Source organism: Ancylobacter tetraedralis (assembly GCF_014195655.1).
GTDB lineage: Bacteria > Pseudomonadota > Alphaproteobacteria > Rhizobiales > Xanthobacteraceae > Ancylobacter > Ancylobacter tetraedralis.
Genome location: NZ_JACICD010000001.1, coordinates 957,743 through 973,758 on the forward strand (window position 1 = coordinate 957,743; position 16,016 = coordinate 973,758).

13 protein-coding genes are annotated in these 16,016 nt (G+C 67.6%); 11 read left to right on the top strand and 2 right to left on the bottom strand.

Going from position 1 to position 16,016, the window contains the following annotated elements:
- Window positions 1-15: 15 nt before the first annotated feature.
- From FHS55_RS04425 to FHS55_RS04435, 3 genes are read left to right on the top strand one after another with little or no spacing between them, the layout of a single operon-like run.
- Window positions 16-798: a P-loop NTPase family protein gene (locus FHS55_RS04425; protein WP_246339808.1), complete on the top strand. Its 783-nt coding sequence runs from the start codon at window positions 16-18 to the stop codon at window positions 796-798.
- Window positions 799-806: 8 nt separating this feature from the next.
- Complete coding sequence (locus FHS55_RS04430; protein WP_246339809.1) at window positions 807-3,107, top strand: RNA degradosome polyphosphate kinase; 2,301 nt, start codon at window positions 807-809, stop codon at window positions 3,105-3,107.
- Between the two features lie 3 nt (window positions 3,108-3,110).
- Entirely contained in the window at window positions 3,111-4,625 is a 1,515-nt protein-coding gene (locus FHS55_RS04435) for a Ppx/GppA family phosphatase (protein WP_183188412.1), read from the top strand.
- 17 nt (window positions 4,626-4,642) lie between these two features.
- Here FHS55_RS04435 and rnd read toward each other — a convergent pair whose 3' ends face one another.
- Window positions 4,643-5,803 (bottom strand): ribonuclease D, encoded by a 1,161-nt coding sequence (gene rnd / locus FHS55_RS04440; RefSeq protein WP_183188413.1) that lies wholly within the window; start codon window positions 5,801-5,803, stop codon window positions 4,643-4,645.
- A gap of 164 nt (window positions 5,804-5,967) precedes the next feature.
- On the opposite strand from rnd, the gene FHS55_RS04445 reads away from it, so the two are divergent.
- The 3 genes from FHS55_RS04445 to aspS all read left to right on the top strand — a co-directional run bounded on the left by FHS55_RS04445 (window position 5,968) and on the right by aspS (window position 9,335).
- The gene (locus tag FHS55_RS04445; protein ID WP_183188414.1) at window positions 5,968-6,441 is read left to right on the top strand and encodes a DUF992 domain-containing protein; all 474 of its coding nucleotides are present in this window, start codon (window positions 5,968-5,970) and stop codon (window positions 6,439-6,441) included.
- An 81-nt stretch (window positions 6,442-6,522) separates the two neighbouring features.
- Window positions 6,523-7,296 carry an MgtC/SapB family protein gene (locus FHS55_RS04450; protein WP_183188415.1) on the top strand — a complete coding sequence of 258 codons (774 nt, stop codon included), beginning with the start codon at window positions 6,523-6,525 and terminating at the stop codon, window positions 7,294-7,296.
- Window positions 7,297-7,454: 158 nt separating this feature from the next.
- The gene (gene aspS / locus FHS55_RS04455; protein ID WP_183188416.1) at window positions 7,455-9,335 is read left to right on the top strand and encodes an aspartate--tRNA ligase; all 1,881 of its coding nucleotides are present in this window, start codon (window positions 7,455-7,457) and stop codon (window positions 9,333-9,335) included.
- A gap of 102 nt (window positions 9,336-9,437) precedes the next feature.
- Here the strand turns inward: aspS and FHS55_RS04460 are convergent, their stop codons facing one another.
- Window positions 9,438-11,507, bottom strand: coding sequence for a hypothetical protein (locus tag FHS55_RS04460; RefSeq protein WP_183188417.1), 2,070 nt, complete (start codon window positions 11,505-11,507; stop codon window positions 9,438-9,440).
- Window positions 11,508-11,673: 166 nt separating this feature from the next.
- Here FHS55_RS04460 and FHS55_RS04465 point away from each other — a divergent pair, with 166 nt between their 5' ends.
- The 5 genes from FHS55_RS04465 to FHS55_RS04485 all read left to right on the top strand — a co-directional run bounded on the left by FHS55_RS04465 (window position 11,674) and on the right by FHS55_RS04485 (window position 15,928).
- Window positions 11,674-13,953, top strand: a complete 2,280-nt coding sequence (locus tag FHS55_RS04465) for an NADP-dependent malic enzyme (RefSeq protein WP_183188418.1) — start codon at window positions 11,674-11,676, stop codon at window positions 13,951-13,953.
- Window positions 13,954-14,171: 218 nt separating this feature from the next.
- Window positions 14,172-14,495, top strand: a complete 324-nt coding sequence (locus tag FHS55_RS04470) for a glycine zipper domain-containing protein (protein WP_183188419.1) — start codon at window positions 14,172-14,174, stop codon at window positions 14,493-14,495.
- Between the two features lie 179 nt (window positions 14,496-14,674).
- A complete protein-coding gene (locus FHS55_RS04475; RefSeq protein ID WP_183188420.1) occupies window positions 14,675-14,992 on the top strand; it encodes a glycine zipper domain-containing protein in 318 nt (105 codons plus the stop codon).
- A gap of 261 nt (window positions 14,993-15,253) precedes the next feature.
- Window positions 15,254-15,466: a cold-shock protein gene (locus tag FHS55_RS04480; protein WP_183188421.1), complete on the top strand. Its 213-nt coding sequence runs from the start codon at window positions 15,254-15,256 to the stop codon at window positions 15,464-15,466.
- A gap of 246 nt (window positions 15,467-15,712) precedes the next feature.
- A complete protein-coding gene (locus FHS55_RS04485; RefSeq protein ID WP_183188422.1) occupies window positions 15,713-15,928 on the top strand; it encodes a cold-shock protein in 216 nt (71 codons plus the stop codon).
- Window positions 15,929-16,016 lie beyond the last annotated feature (88 nt).

Consider the following 16,016-nt stretch of genomic DNA (forward strand, 5'->3'; position numbering starts at 1 on the left):
AAAGGTTCGCCGAGCATGTCCGCCCCTTCTGCAGCCAAGGTTGCAGCCCAGTCTGCGCCGCTCTCCGCCGTCGCCCCCGAGGCGCGCCAGCTTGCCCTCGATCTGCCACATCACGACAGCCGCGCGCGCGATGATTTCCTGCCGGGCCCGGCCAATGAGGCCGCGCTGGCGCTCATCGATGCCTGGCCGCGCTGGCCGGCGCCCGTGGTGGCGCTGGTCGGCCCGGAGGGCTCGGGCAAGTCCCATCTCGCCGCCCTGTTCGCACAGGCGAGCGGGGCGAGCGTGGTCGAGGCCCGCGCGCTCGACATCGCCGCGCTGCCGGGCCTGCTCGCGGGCGGCGCGCTGGTGGTGGAGGATCTCGGCGAGGGCGCGGTGCCGGAAGCCGCGCTGTTCCATCTGCTCAACCTCGCCGCCGAGCAGCGCGCGCATGTGCTCGTCACCGCGCGCCGTTCGCCGGCCGCGCTGGCCGAGCATTGCGCCATCCGCGACCTCGGTTCGCGCCTGCGGGCCATGCCCGTCGTCGCGCTCGGCGCGCCGGACGATGCGCTGCTCGCGGTGGTGGCACTGAAGCTGTTTGCCGACCGGCAGATCGTGCCCGACGAAGGGCTGCTGAGCTATCTCCTGCCGCGGGTCGAGCGCTCGATCGCCGCGCTGCGCGAGGTCATCGCGGCGCTGGACCGCGAGGCGCTGGCGCGCAAGCGGCCCTTGACGCGGGCGCTCGCTTCCGAGCTCCTCCGGGCCCGAGAGGAAGCGGCAGGCGGTCTGCTCGATTCGCCCCGCGATCACTCGGCAAGTTAAGGTAATTCATGTCATCCAGCCGTCACGATGCCCAGCGACCTTCCCGCCGACCCAAACGCGCCAGCCGCAGCAAAAATGGAGTGCCGTCGGTGACCGAGAATGAGACCCAGCTGGTCGCGGAGAGCGAACTCGGACAGTTGCAGGCACGAGAGCCCGTGGTGCCCCGCCCTCTTGAAGAGGAGCTGATGGCCTCGCCCGAGCGCTTCATCAACCGTGAGCTCTCCTGGCTGCAGTTCAACCGCCGCGTGCTGGAGGAAGCCTCGAATCGCGAGCATCCGCTGCTCGAGCAGCTGCGCTTCCTGTCCATCTCGGCCAATAATCTCGACGAGTTCTTCATGGTCCGCGTGGCGGGCCTGAAGGAGCAGGTGCGCGAAGGCTATAGCGGCAAGAGCCCGGACGGGCTGACGCCGGCCGAGCAGCTGCCGCTGATCGGCGCCGCCGTGGTGGCGCTGGGCGAGGACCAGCAGGCGCGCTGGCGCGAGCTGCGCGTCGAGCTGGTCAAGGTCGGGCTCGTGCTGGTGGACGGCGCGGACGTGCAGAAGTCCGATCGCGCCGTGCTGGACGAGTTCTTCCTGAGCCACGTCTTCCCGGTGCTGACGCCGCTCGCCATCGACCCGGCGCATCCCTTCCCGTTCATCCCCAATCTCGGCTTCTCGCTGGCGCTGCAGCTGTCGCGCATCAGCGACGGGCGCACCATGAACGCGCTGATCCGCGTGCCGGCCAAGATCGATCGCTTCATCCGGCTGCCGGACGGCGAGAACGGCCTGCAGCGCTTCATCACGCTGGAGCAGATGATCGGCCTGTTCATCGGCCGCCTGTTCCCGGGCTATCAGGTGAAGGGGCAGGGCGGGTTCCGCGTCATCCGCGACAGCGACCTCGAAGTGGAGGAAGAGGCCGAGGACCTGATGCGCCAGTTCGAGCGCGCCCTCAAGCGCCGCCGCCTCGGCCAGGTCATCCGCCTCGAGATCGACAGTTCCATGCCGGAGGAACTGCGCAACTTCGTCGGCCGCGAACTGGGCGTCGCCGGGGACGAGATCTTCATCGTCGACGGCCTTCTGGCGCTGAACGAGTTCAGCCAGCTGGTTGGCGTCGACCGGCCGGACCTCAAGTTCAAGCCGTATAATGCGCGCTTCCCCGAGCGCATCCGCGACCATGCCGGCGATTGCTTCGCCGCCATCCGCGAGAAGGATCTGGTGGTTCACCACCCCTATGAGTCCTTCGACGTGGTGGTTCAGTTCCTGCGGCAGGCGGCGCGCGACCCCAATGTCGTCGCCATCAAGCAGACCCTCTACCGCACCTCCTCCGACAGCCCGATCGTCAAGGCGCTGGCCGAGGCGGCCGAGGCCGGCAAGTCTGTCACCGCGCTGGTCGAGCTGAAGGCGCGTTTCGACGAGGAGGCCAATATCCGCTGGGCGCGCGATCTTGAGCGCGCCGGCGTGCAGGTGGTGTTCGGTTTCCTGGAGCTGAAGACCCACGCCAAGCTCTCGCTGGTGGTGCGTCGCGAGGGCGGCTCGCTGGCCAGCTACTGCCATGTCGGGACGGGCAACTACCACCCCATCACCGCCCGCATCTACACCGACCTGTCCTTCTTCACCGCCGATCCGGTGATCGGCCGCGACGTGGCGCGCATCTTCAACTTCATCACCGGCTATGCCGAGCCGGCCGAGCTGGAGGCGCTGTCGATCGCGCCGCTGACGCTGAAGAAGCGCATCCTCGACCATATCGCCGCCGAGGTCGAGTTTGCCAAGGCCGGCAAGCCGGCGGCGATCTGGCTGAAGATGAACTCGCTGGTCGACCCGACGATCATCGACGCGCTCTATCGCGCCAGCCAGAGCGGCGTGCCGGTGGACATCGTGGTGCGCGGCATCTGCTGCCTGCGCCCCGGCGTGCCGGGCCTCTCGGAAAACATCCGCGTGAAGTCGATCGTGGGCCGCTTCCTGGAGCATGTGCGCATCTACGCCTTCGGCAATGGCCACGGCCTGCCCAACCCCGGCGCGGCTCTCTACATCTCCTCCGCCGATCTGATGCCGCGCAATCTCGACCGCCGCGTCGAGTCGCTGTGCCCGATCACCAACCCGACCGTGCACGAGCAGATCATCAACCAGATCATGGTGGCGAACCTGCAGGACAACCAGCAGAGCTGGCTGGTGTTGCCGGACGGCTCGGCACAACGCATAGTGCCGGCCGAGGGTGAGGAGCGCTTCAACGCCCAGAAATATTTCATGACCAATCCGAGCCTTTCCGGGCGCGGCAAGTCACTGAAGGAATCTCCTCCCCGCAACCTCGTCCGTCGACGTGAGCGTACCTGAAGCATGAATGATGTTTCCCACGAGGCCCATACGGGCCTCGTTTCCGGCGCGCCGATCGCCGTCATCGATATCGGTTCGAACTCGGTCCGCCTTGTCGTCTATGAGCGCCTGTCGCGCAGCCCGACGCCGATCTTCAACGAGAAGGCGTCCTGTGGGCTGGGTCGCGAAGTGGCGACCACCGGGCGGCTGAACCCGGATGCGGTGGCCAAGGCGCTGTCGACGCTGAAGCGCTTCCGCGTTCTGTGCGATCGGATGGGCGTCGGCCGACTGTTCGTGCTGGCCACGGCCGCCGCGCGCGATGCCGCCAACGGCCCGGAATTCGTCGCCGCCTGCGCCGATATCTGCCGCACCGAGGTCGGCCTGCTCTCCGGCAAGCGCGAGGCGCAGCTCTCCGCGCTGGGCGTGCTCTCGGGCGTGCACCATGCCAATGGCGTGGTGGGGGATCTGGGCGGGGGCTCGCTGGAGCTTGCGGACCTGCACGGCCAGCGCATCGGCTCCGGCGTCACCTTCCCGCTCGGCGGCCTCGCCCTGCAGGATACGTCCGGCCGCTCGCTGAAGAAGGCCGCCAAGATCGTGAAGGATGCGCTCGCCAAGGAGACGCATCTGGAACATCTCAAGGGCCGCACCTTCTATGCGGTCGGGGGTACATGGCGCGCGCTGGCGCGTCTGCACATGTTCCAGCGCGGCTATCCGCTGCATGTGATGCACGGCTATATCATTCCCGCCAAGGAGGCGCTGGAATTCGTGCGGCTGGTGCAGCGCGTGCCGGTCGATACGCTGTCGCGCATCGAGACGGTGGCGGAGGGCCGCCGGCAGCTGCTCGCCTATGGCGCGCTGGTGATGGAGCAGATCCTGCGCGTCGGCAAGCCCGCCAATGTCTTCATCTCGGCGCAGGGCGTGCGCGAGGGCCTGCTCTACGAGATGCTCGACGAAGAGGAGCGGGTGATCGATCCGCTCGTGGCCGCCACGGCCGAACTCAACGAGGTGCGCTCGCGCTCGCCGAAGCACGGCTGGGAACTGGTGGAGTGGACCGACCGCTTCATGGCCTCCACCGGCATCGACGAGAGCGTGGAGGAAAAGCGGCTGCGACACGCCGCCTGCCTGCTGGCCGATATCAGCTGGCGCGCGCATCCCGACTATCGCGGCGAGCAGAGCCTCAATCTCATCACCCACGCGGCTTTCATCGGGGTGGATCATCCCGGGCGGGCGTTCCTCGGCCTCGCCATCTATTACCGCCATGTCGGCCTGATCGACGAGGATCTCTCCCCGCGCATCCGCGAACTGGTCTCCGCGCGCATTCTCGACCGCGCGCGCATCCTCGGCGCGGCACTGAGGGTGGGCTACATCCTCTCGGCGGCGATGCCGGGCACCTTGCCCACGGCGCCGCTGGCGGTGGATCACGGCAAGCTGGTGCTGAAGCTGAAGGACGACCTCGCCCCGCTCGGCGGCGAGCGCGTGGCCAACCGCCTGCGCACGCTCGCCCGGCTGATCGGCCGCGAACCGCTGATCGTGACCTGATCGTCAACGGACGGCGATCACTCGCTCGCCGTCCGCTCCAGCGCGATCACCCGGCCGCGCTGCATGGCGAGGGCGAGGCGGCCGGCTTTCAGGGCCAGAGCCCGCTCGCCGAACAGCTCCCGCCGCCAGCCGTGCAAAGCCGGCACGTCCGGCTCGTCATCCGAGGCGATCATTTCGAGATCGTCCATGGTGGCGATGACCTTGGCGGCAACGCCATGCTGCTCCGATGTCATGCGCAGCAGAACCTTCAGCAGCTCGACCGTTGCCGAGGCGCCGTTGGAGAGCGGCTTGTCGCGCTCGATGCGCGGCAGTGTCTTGGGGTCGAGCGCGAGCCCTGCCTTGACCGCCTCGATGATCTGCTCGCCCACGCGGGAGCGCTCGAACCCCTTGGGCATGGAGCGCAGCTGGCCGAGCCGCTCGATCGTGGTCGGGTGCTGCGAGATGATCTCGGCGATCACGTCGTCCTTGAGAATGCGCGAGCGCGGAATGTCGCGCGCCTGCGCCTCCTGCTCGCGCCACGCGGCGACCGACATCAGCACGGCGAGGTCCTTGGGCTTGCGCGCGCGCGAGCGCAGGCGCTCCCAGGCCCGCGCGGGCTCCTGCCGATAGGTGTCGGGCGAGGTCAGCACCGCCATTTCCTCGCCCACCCAATCGGCGCGCCCGCGCTTCTGCAGGTCGGCATCGAGCTTGAGGAACACGTCGCGCAGATGCGTGACATCGGCTTCGGCATAGGCGATCTGGGCGGCGGAGAGGGGACGGCGCGACCAGTCGGTGAAGCGCAGCGACTTGTCCAGCAACTGGCCGGTGAGGCGCTGCACCAGCTGGTCATAGGAGATGGAGTCGCCATGGCCGAGCACCATGGCGGCGACCTGCGTGTCGAAGACCGGGCGCGGGATGATGCCGGCGAGGTGCCAGACGATCTCGATGTCCTGCCGGCCGGCATGGAACACCTTCAGCACCTGTTCATTCGCCATGAGGGCGAAGAACGGGGCGAGGTCCAGTCCGTCGGCAATGGCGTCGATCACGATCGCCTCGTCCGGGCTGGCGATCTGCACGACGCAGAGCTTCGGCCAGAACGTGGTTTCGCGCAGGAATTCCGTGTCAACGGTGATGAAGCGATGGCGGGCGAGCCGCTCGCAAGCCTCGATAAGGGCGTCAGTTGTCGTGATCATGTTCATGTCCGACGTCTCATAACGGAGTCGGAGCCGCGAGACGACACAGAATCGTGACGCAATTTGCAGCAAGCGTTACCCCTGTGTCGTCACGGTCGCGATGTGATTCGCCAGGACCGGATAGACGGCAGGATTTGCTCGGCCGGCGTCGCCGGCCATATGGGGGTTTCATGAAGAACACGCTCTTCGCGATCGCGGCCATCGCTCTTGCCGGTTCCGTCTCGCAGGCCGGTGCGGCCGATCGGTTCAATGCCGGCGTTCTCGTGTGCAATGCGGGTTCGAGCATCGGCATGATCGTCGAATCCAAGCAGGAACTCGCCTGCACCTTCACGCCTTCCGACAATTCGGCGGTGCAGCACTATGCCGGCACCATCACCACGATCGGCATCGATCTCGGCGTGACCGGCAGCGGCGTGATGACCTGGGGCGTGCTTGCCGTGACCAAGGATCCGGTGACGGCCGGGGCGCTGGCGGGCCCCTATGGCGGTGTCACCGGCAATGTCGCCGTCGGCGTGGGCGTGGGCGCCAACGTGCTGGTGGGCAATTCCAACTCCTTCGCGTTGAACCCGGTCTCGGTCGAGGGCAATGTGGGTGCCTCGCTCGCGCTCGGCGTGGCCGGGCTTACGCTCGTGTCCAAGCCGTGATGTAGAGACGGTCCCCCGCGCGGGGGACCGGGAGTGACGGCCCGGTCCTTCCGGCCGGGCCGCATCCATCGGGGGATGCGCATGGTCTCGTTTGCCATTCCCGCGCTTGCGAGCCCCGGGCTTGCCAGTCCTTCGCTTGCCAGTCCTGCGCTGGCGATCGGCTATGACGGACTGTCGATCGCGCCGAACCTGCTGCTGGCGGTGGCGCTCGGGGCGCTGGTCGGTCTTGAGCGGCAATTTCGCCAGCGCTTCGTCGGGCTCACCACCCATGCGCTGGTCGCTCTGGGAGCGGCGGCGTTCAGTTCGCTTGCGCTCCTCATCGGCGACGGTCCCGAGGTCCGCATGGGCGCGCAGGTCGTCACCGGCATCGGCTTTCTCGGCGCCGGCCTCATCATGCGCGATGGGCTCAGCGTGCGCGGCCTGTCCAGCGCGGCCACGGTGTGGGCGACCGGGGCGATCGGCACGCTGGCGGGATACGGCCAGCCGATCGCGGCGATCGAGGCCGCCGGCCTCGTCATCGCCATCAATCTCGTGCTGCCGCGGCTGGGGGGCGTGCTGGAGCGCTTCGCCCCGCAGCGCGAGGCGGTGGAGCGCTTCTACGTAATCGAGCTGAAATGCGCCGCGCCGGACGAGGCCGATATCCGTGCCCGCCTGCTGGCGGCGATGCAGGTGCATGAGCTGCGCCTGCACGCGCTGGAGAGCCACGCCCTGGCGGCCAGCGGTTCGGTGGAGGTGGAGGCCATCGTCTATTGCGCGCGGGAGGAGGACGAACTGGTGGAGCGGCTGGTGGGCGAACTCAGCGCCTCGCCGCAGATTTTCGCCGCGAAATGGACCTCGACCGCCCCGCCGGAATAGGCCGCAGGCCCCGCCGGGACGCGGGGTCATCGCCGCGTGGACCGACGCTTGGACATTGACAAAACGCGTGCCTGCATGCACCCCTCCGCGCGCCCCGCGAGAGGGGTGTTGACCTTTGACGGCCCGGCAGGGGCCGCAAGCAGCCTCGGGAATAAGCCATGCACCGCTATCGCACGCACACCTGCGGAGCCCTTCGCGCGAGCGAAATCGGCGAAACCGCCCGCCTCTCGGGCTGGTGCCACCGCATCCGTGACCATGGCGGCGTGCTGTTCATCGATCTGCGCGACCATTACGGCCTGACTCAGGTGGTGGTCGATCCCGACAGCCCGGCCTTCAAGCTGGCCGAGACCGTGCGCGCGGAATGGGTGATCCGCGTGGATGGGCGCGTGCGCTCGCGCCCCGCCGGCACCGAGAACCCGGACCTGCCGACCGGGCAGGTGGAGATGTACGCCACCGAGATCGAGGTGCTGGGCCCCGCCGCCGAGCTGCCGCTGCCCGTTTTCGGCGATGTCGAGTATCCGGAAGAGACGCGGCTGCGCTATCGCTTCCTCGATCTGCGCCGCGAGAAGCTGCACAAGAACATCATGACGCGCGGCGCCATCATCGACGCCATGCGCCGACGCATGAAGACGCAGGGCTTCTTCGAGTTCCAGACGCCGATCCTCACGGCCTCGTCGCCGGAAGGCGCGCGCGACTTCCTGGTGCCGAGCCGTCTGCATCCCGGCAAGTTCTACGCGCTGCCGCAGGCGCCGCAGCAGTACAAGCAGCTGATCATGATGAGCGGCTTCGACCGCTACTTCCAGATCGCCCCCTGCTTCCGCGACGAGGACCCGCGCGCCGACCGCCTGCCGGGCGAGTTCTACCAGCTCGATCTGGAGATGAGCTTCGTCGAGCAGGAAGACGTGTTCGCCGCCGTCGAGCCGGTCATCACGGGCGTGTTCGAGGAATTCGCTGAGGGCAAGCCGGTCACCCAGAACTGGCCGCGCATTCCCTATGCGGTGTCCATGCAGAAATACGGCACCGACAAGCCGGACCTGCGCAACCCGATCGAGATGCAGGACGTCTCCGAGCATTTCCGCGGGTCGGGCTTCAAGGTCTTCGCGCGGCTGCTGGAAGACCCGAAGAACCGGGTGTGGGCCATTCCCGGCACGGGCGGCGGCTCGCGCGCCTTCTGCGACCGCATGAATAGCTGGGCGCAGGGCGAGGGCCAGCCGGGACTTGGCTACATCATGTGGCGCGAGGGGGAGGCCGGGGCTGCAACAGCCGGCGGTCCCGTGCCAATAAGCAATGTAGAGCGTGAGATTCTTGAGAAGCTTCCGCATGAGAAGGTAAGCGACTTCATCGACAGCCACCCAATTGGCGCCGGCCCGCTCGCCAACAATATCGGCCCGGAGCGCACGGAGGCGATCCGCGTGCAGCTCGGCCTCGGCGCCGGCGATGCCGCCTTCTTCGTTGCCGGCAACCCGGAAAAGTTCGTCAAGTTCGCCGGTAGCGCCCGCACCAAGGTGGGCGAGGAGCTGAAGCTGGTCGATTTCGACCGTTTCGAGCTGGCGTGGATCGTCGACTTCCCGTTCTACGAGTGGAACGAGGACGACAAGCGGGTCGACTTCTCGCACAACCCCTTCTCCATGCCGCAGGGCGGGATGGACGCGCTGAACGGGCAGGACCCGCTCACCATCAAGGCGTTTCAGTACGACATCGCCTGCAACGGCTACGAGATCGCGTCGGGCGGCATCCGCAACCACCGCCCCGAGGCGATGGTGAAGGCGTTCGAGCTGGCGGGCTATGACGAGGAGACGGTGAAGGAGCGCTTCGGCGGCATGTACCGCGCCTTCCAGTATGGCGCGCCGCCCCATGGCGGCATGGCGGCGGGCGTGGACCGCATCGTCATGCTGCTCTGCGGCGTCACCAACCTGCGGGAAATCTCCATCTTCCCGATGAACCAGCAGGCGCAGGACATCTTGATGGGCGCGCCGAACGAGGCGAGCCCGCGCCAGCTGCGCGAACTGCACATCCGCACCAATATCCAGGAAAAGTGAGCAGGACGCAGGTGTGAGGCGAAGGCCTCACACCTGCGTCCTGTCCTCACCTCGATTTCTGGCCACTTGCGTTTTTCTGGCCGGGCCAAGCCCGGCCAGCTCTCACGGCTTCGCGGGCTTGGCCGGCAGCGCTGGTTTCGCGGGCTGCACCGGCTTGGCGGTGTGTACCGGCGGCGCGTCCGGCGCGATCACCGTGACGTTGATCTCGTCGATCAGGTCGAGCGGATCCTCGCCCTGCAGGGTCTCGATAATCATGCCGACCGGCAGCGCATCATTCCCACGCGGGGTGATGCGCAGCGCCAGTGTTCCCAACGGCCGCTGCAGAAAGCCGATGAAGCTCTGCGAGGCCGCTTCCAAGTCCGGCCGGTCGGCGAGCGTGGCCGAGAACAGCAATTCGGCGAAGCCGGCCAGCAGCTGGCGGGTTCCCTCGGGATCAAGGCCCTGTTCCTTCGCCGCGTCCTCCAGCTTGCGCTGATAGATGCCGGCATCGATCGCGGTGATGTCGATCGACTGGAGATTGGCCGCCATGGCACCGGCCAGCGCCTCGTCGGGCTGCGGCGAGAACAGCGAATCGTCGACATCCTTCAGCCTCACCTTCACCGAGAGCGCGAAGGCATCCGACACTTCGGCATAGAGCGGTGCGAGGGTGAGCGTGCTGCCGGCCTCGTCCCACTGCCCGCCAATGTCCAGCGCCACGCTGGCCCGCTTCAGTCCGTCCGGCACCAGCGCGAAGAGCGGCCCGTCATCGTGAAAGGCCGAGGTCGGCCCGGAAAGCCGCAGCGTCGCGCTCACCTGCGTCGGGATGGCGTCGGTCTCGCCCTTCCAGGAAAGCGCGAACCTGTCCACCACCACGGGCTCGCCACCAGAGGGGGCGGGAGCCTCCGCACCCTCGATCGTCACGCTGTCGAGCAGACCGAACAGCCGCATGATCCAGCCAATCGCCCGGGCGTTGCCGGGATCCTCCGCCACGTCGGCGGCCACGTCCATCAGCGCGCCGGGGCGCAGGCCGCCGATCTTCAGCCTATCGATGCGGATGACCTTGCCGGACGCATCCACGCCCTTGAGACGATCCAGCGCGAGGCTCTCGATCCGCCCGCCCGCCAGTGGGCCGGCGGTCAGCGCGGCAAGCTCGGCCTTGCTGCCATCGGGCTCGCGTCCGGCGAGGTCGCGGAAGGCGACGGAGGTGAAGCTGACGCCGTCATAGGTGGCGGCGACGGTGCGCAGCAGGTCCACTTCAAGATCCGGCGGCGCCTTGCCGCCAGCCTGCTGCAGGCGCGTGCCGAGGGCGAACAGGTCTTCCGCCGGGATGGAGGCCGGGCGGATCGCCACCTCGCGAATCTCGGCTGCGCTCCAGCTCTGGGTGATGCCGTTCTCCGCCGTGATGGCGTAACCATCGATCGTTACGGAGCCATAGACGGTGCGGAACTCGGTTGCCGCCTCGCGGCTTTGTGGATCCAGCACGGTGAGCAGGGCGCCGACATCGATGGTGTGGGCGTTGACGCGCCCCAGCGTGCCCTTGGCGGCATAGGCCGGCGCGCCGCCGATGGTGAAGCGAGAGGGCTCCACGCTCGCGTCCGTGATGATGCCGTCCTTCAGCTGGCGAAGGCTGGCCGCGCCATGGGTGATGTCGGTCTCAACGCGGCTCTCGCCGGCGCCCGAGCGGGTGATGGCGAGCGATTCGGGGATGCTGATCCGGTCGGCCTGCGTCTGTTCCAGCGCCAGCCGGGCGACCAGCCATGGGCGGCCGGGGCTCTTCGGCGCGGCGGCCGGCAATTCGACGCCCTCCGCCTCGACCTTCGGCGCGCGATAGCTGCCCTCCATCCCGGGCGTCAGCGGCAGCGGGCCCTCGAAGGCGAGGTCGGTAAGCTCGACATGGCGGGCGAACAGGCGGGCGGCCGGGCGTTGTTCCAGCCCCTCGGCGCGGAACGAGGCAAGGGTCAGCGTGCCCTGGCCGGGCGCCGAGAAGGACAGCCCGCGAACCTCGAAAGTGCCCTTGAAATAATCGTAGTGCAGATCGCCCCGCTTCGCCTCGATTCCATCGACGCCGAGCTGGGCAAACAACGCGTCGAGCTGGCGCCGGGCCAGCAGGTCCACAACGAGGTTGAAGCTGAAAAAGCCGCCGATGCCGACGACGCCAAGAGCGACCAGAGCGATGATAAGTGGCTTGCGCATGCCGTTTGACCTGAAAGCGAACGATGGCGACCCTGCAGCTCCGGGCCGCATCCGTGCAGCCAGCTTAGACGAACCGCCCAAGTGCGGGCATCAGAAAATGGGAAAGACGTTGTACGGCGGAGCAGAATCCCTATTCTCCGCCCGCCGTTTCGGGGAAGGACATGCCATGGCTTCGTATATTTCCGATGATCTGCGCTCGGGAGCGATGATCTATCACCGGCTGCCGCGCCCGGGTAAGCTGGAAATTCAGCCCACCAAGCCGCTGGCCAACCAGCGCGATCTGGCGCTCGCCTATACGCCCGGCGTCGCCGCCGTGTGCGAGGCCATCGCCGCCGACCCGGCGCTCGCCGCCGAGCTGACCGCCAAGCAGAACCTCGTCGCGGTGGTCTCCAACGGCACCGCCGTGCTCGGCCTGGGCAATATCGGCCCGGTCGCCTCGAAGCCGGTGATGGAGGGCAAGGCCGTCCTCTTCAAGAAATTCGCCGGCATCGATGTGTTCGACATCGAGATCAATGCGCTTGAGGTCGACCATGTCGTCACCGTCGTGGCGGCGCTGGAGCCGACCTTCGGCGGTATCAATCTGGAAGACATCAAGGCGCCGGAATGCTTCGAGATCGAGAGGCAGCTGCGCGACCGGATGAACATCCCGGTCTTCCATGACGACCAGCACGGCACGGCGATCATCGTCGCCGCCGCCATCGTCAATGCGCTGCATATCGGGGCTAAGAAGATCGAGGACGTGAAGATCGTCACCTCGGGCGCCGGCGCCGCCGCCATCGCGACGCTGAACCTGCTGGAGTCGATGGGCGCCCGCCGCGAGAACATCTTCGTCACCGATATCGAGGGCGTGGTCTATGAGGGCCGCGAGAAGCTGATGGACCCCTATAAGGGGGTCTTCGCGCAGAAGACCGAGCTGCGCACGCTGGCCGAGGTGATCGCCGGCGCCGACATTTTCATCGGCCTCTCGGCCGGCGGCGTGCTCAAGCCGGAAATGCTCAAGGCGATGGCGGACCGGCCGCTGATCATGGCGCTGGCCAATCCGACGCCGGAGATCATGCCGGAGCTGGCGCGCGAGGCCCGGCCCGACGCGATGATCTGCACCGGCCGCTCGGACTTTCCCAACCAGGTCAACAATGTCCTGTGCTTCCCCTTCATCTTCCGTGGCGCGCTGGATGCCGGCGCGACCACGATCAACGAGGAGATGAAGATCGCGGCGGTGAACGCCATTGCCGAGCTGGCGCGCGACACGCCCTCCGATGTCGTGGCCCGGGCCTATGGCGGGGAGACCCCGATCTTCGGCGCCAACTCGCTGATTCCCTCGCCGTTCGACCCGCGCCTCATCCTGCGCGTGGCGCCGGCCGTGGCAAAGGCCGCGATGGATTCAGGGGTCGCCAAGCGGCCGATCGCCGATTTCGAGGCCTATCAGGAGCAGCTCGACCGCTTCGTGTTCCGCTCCGGCCTGGTGATGAAGCCGATCTTCACCCTCGCCAAGCAGGCGCCCAAGCGCGTGATCTATGCCGAGGGCGAGGATGAGCGCATCCTGCGCGCGGTGCAGGTGGTGATCGAGGAGGGCATTGCCCGCCCGATCCTGATCGGCCGCCCGAGCGTCATCGACACCCGCCTGCAGCGCTTCGGCCTGTCGATCCGCCCCGGCGTCGATTTTGACCTGATCGACCCCGAGGACGACCCGCGCTATCGCGACTATGTGCAGACCTATGTCGAGCGCGCCGGCCGGCGCGGCGTGACGCCCGAGCTTGCCCGCACGCTGGTGCGCACGACACCGACCGTGATCGCCGCCGTGGCGGTGATGCGGGGCGATGCGGACACGATGATCTGCGGCGTGGAAGGGCGCTTCATCCGCCACCTGCGCCACATCCGCACCATTATCGGGCTGGCGCCGGGCGTGCGCGATGTCGCCGCGCTCTCCATGCTGCTGACGGCGAAGGGCGCCTTCTTCCTGTGCGACACGCAGGTGACGCTCGATCCCGCCGCCGAGGATCTGGCCGAGATGGCGCAACTGGCGGCCGCCCATGTTCGCCGGTTCGGCATCGAGCCCAAGGTGGCGCTGCTGTCGCATTCGGATTTCGGCAGCCGCGACGACGAGAGCGCGACCAAGATGCGCCGGGCGCTGGAACTCATCCAGGAGAAGGCGCCCGACCTGATGGTGGATGGCGAGATGGAAGGCGACAGCGCGCTGATACCGGAAATGCGCGAGCGCGTGCTGCCCGGCAGCCGGCTGCAGGGCGTGGCCAACATTCTCGTCATGCCCAATCTCGATGCGGCCAATATCGGCTACCAGATGGTGAAGGTGTTCGGCGATGCGCTTCCGGTCGGGCCGATTCTGCTCGGCCCGGCGCGCCCTGCCCACATCCTGACGCCGTCGGTCACCGCGCGCGGCGTCGTCAACATGACGGCGATCGCGGTCGTCGAGGCTCAGGAGCACTGAGCCGCCGCACGACGCCGCCGCACGATGCTGCGGTGTTGGGTCGGGCTCTCGTTGCGGGTGCCCGACCGGCCGCGATGAGCTGGCGCCTGGCGCGGATCAGCCCCTCGCCGGTTTGTTGCGAGGTGTGAGCTCCGGCCGGGCCCACACCTCGCGCGTCCCATAGCTCGCCCGGCCAAAGCTCCAACCCTCCCGCGCCGCGGATCACAGGGAATGCACGCATGTTCCGCTTCACAGCCGCCGCGACCCTCGCGGCTACTCTCGCGACCTCCCTTGCGATCTGCGCGTCGCAGCCGGCACAGGCCGGCAACAAGGCGGTTACTGGCGCCATCCTTGGCGGCGTGGCGGGCGCGGTGGTCGGTGGCGCCGTCACCGGCAATGCCACCGGCGCGGTGGTCGGCGGGGCGGTCGGTGCCGGCACGGGAGCCGCCATCGGCGCCAGCCAGAACCAGAAGAGCTCGAATTATTACTGGCGCGGCGGCACCTGTTACTATCGTCAGCCGAACGGTTACGTCGTTCCCACCAAGAACAGCCGCTGTCGCTGACGGCGTGCGGCTGGCCTCTGGCAAACCGGCGCTCGCCTCAAGGGCGACCGGCCGATGATGCCCGTGGCGCATCGGTGACAAATCATCCTAGGGCGGGACTATCTGCCTTATCGACAAGCGGGCGGCGGCGGCAGAGGATCGCCATCCCTCTCGCCTACGCACCCCACGGGATTTCCGACATGCTTCGCCACGCCTGCGCCGCCGCCCTTCTGGCCCTTCTGGCGTTCTGGGTCGCGCAGCCTGCCGCCGCGCAGAACAGCACGGCGCGCGGTGCCGTCATCGGTGGCGCGACCGGTGCCGTGGTCGGCGGCGCCGTGACCGGTACGGGGCGCGGGGCGCTGGTGGGCGGCGCCCTCGGCGCGGGCACGGGCGCGGCGATTGGCGCGAGCCGCAACCGCAACAGCCGATCCTACCATTTCTGGCGCAACGGCAATTGCTACTACCGCCAGTCCAATGGCCGCGTGCTGCGCTCGAATCCGCGCCATTGCCGGCGCTGAGCCGGCGCGCCGCAGCCCCTCGCCGGGCTTTCCCGGCCCCGTGGGAGCGGGGCTGCGCACGTTCCAGCTTTACGGCGGGAATGCGGTGAAATGTGCCGTGCAAAAGCCATAATTTTGACCAAGCTGTGCGCAGCACGGATTTGACCGAACGACTGGCCGGTCCTTGATGGGGCGACCGGTTTCTTTCGCGAGAATTGGCTGCAAGCGGCGGTCCCCTGAGGGGTCGTTGACCGAAGATTCTGGCCTCTAAGGTTTCGTTCTATGGCTGATACCGGCACCGTTAAGTGGTTCAATGAGCAGAAGGGCTATGGATTCATCCAGCCCGATAACGGCGGGAAGGACGTTTTCGTCCATATCAGCGCCGTGCAGCGTTCCGGCCTTCAGGGCCTGCGCGAGGGCGAGAAGGTGTCTTTCGAACTCTCGACGGACCAGCGCTCGGGCAAGACCTCCGCGGTCAACCTGCGCCCGCTCTGAGTGAGGGCTAAGCCCTTCTTGCGGGCTGGAAACTCTGTCTGGAGCCAGTAATTGTCGCCATTCCCTTGCGGCATGGCGACGTTCCCCAGCTGCTTGCGGAAGCCTCGCCGTCGGACCTTGGCCGGCCTTCTGGAACGTGTCATCCGGCTCAAGCCGGTGCACGATCAGCTTTCTACCCGATTTGACCCGGCAGTCAGGGGCGAGGTGCCTCTTGAATGCCTAACCTTCACACATGAGACCACCTTTATGGCGAAGCTGACCGGTACCGTTAAGTGGTTCAACGATCAGAAGGGCTACGGCTTTATTCAGCCGGATGGCTCGGGCAAGGACGTGTTCGTCCATATCAGCGCCGTGCAGCGCTCGGGCCTCCAGGGCCTGCGCGACGGCGAAAAGGTGTCCTTCGAACTCGACACCGACCAGCGCTCGGGCAAGACCTCGGCGGTCAACCTGAGCGTCGGCTGATAAGCCTCCGGGTCGCGCCAGGCGTCCCGCATGAAGCCGCCGCTCCCGCCGGAGCGGCGGCTTTTTTGTGCCGGCGACCGGGCGGGCG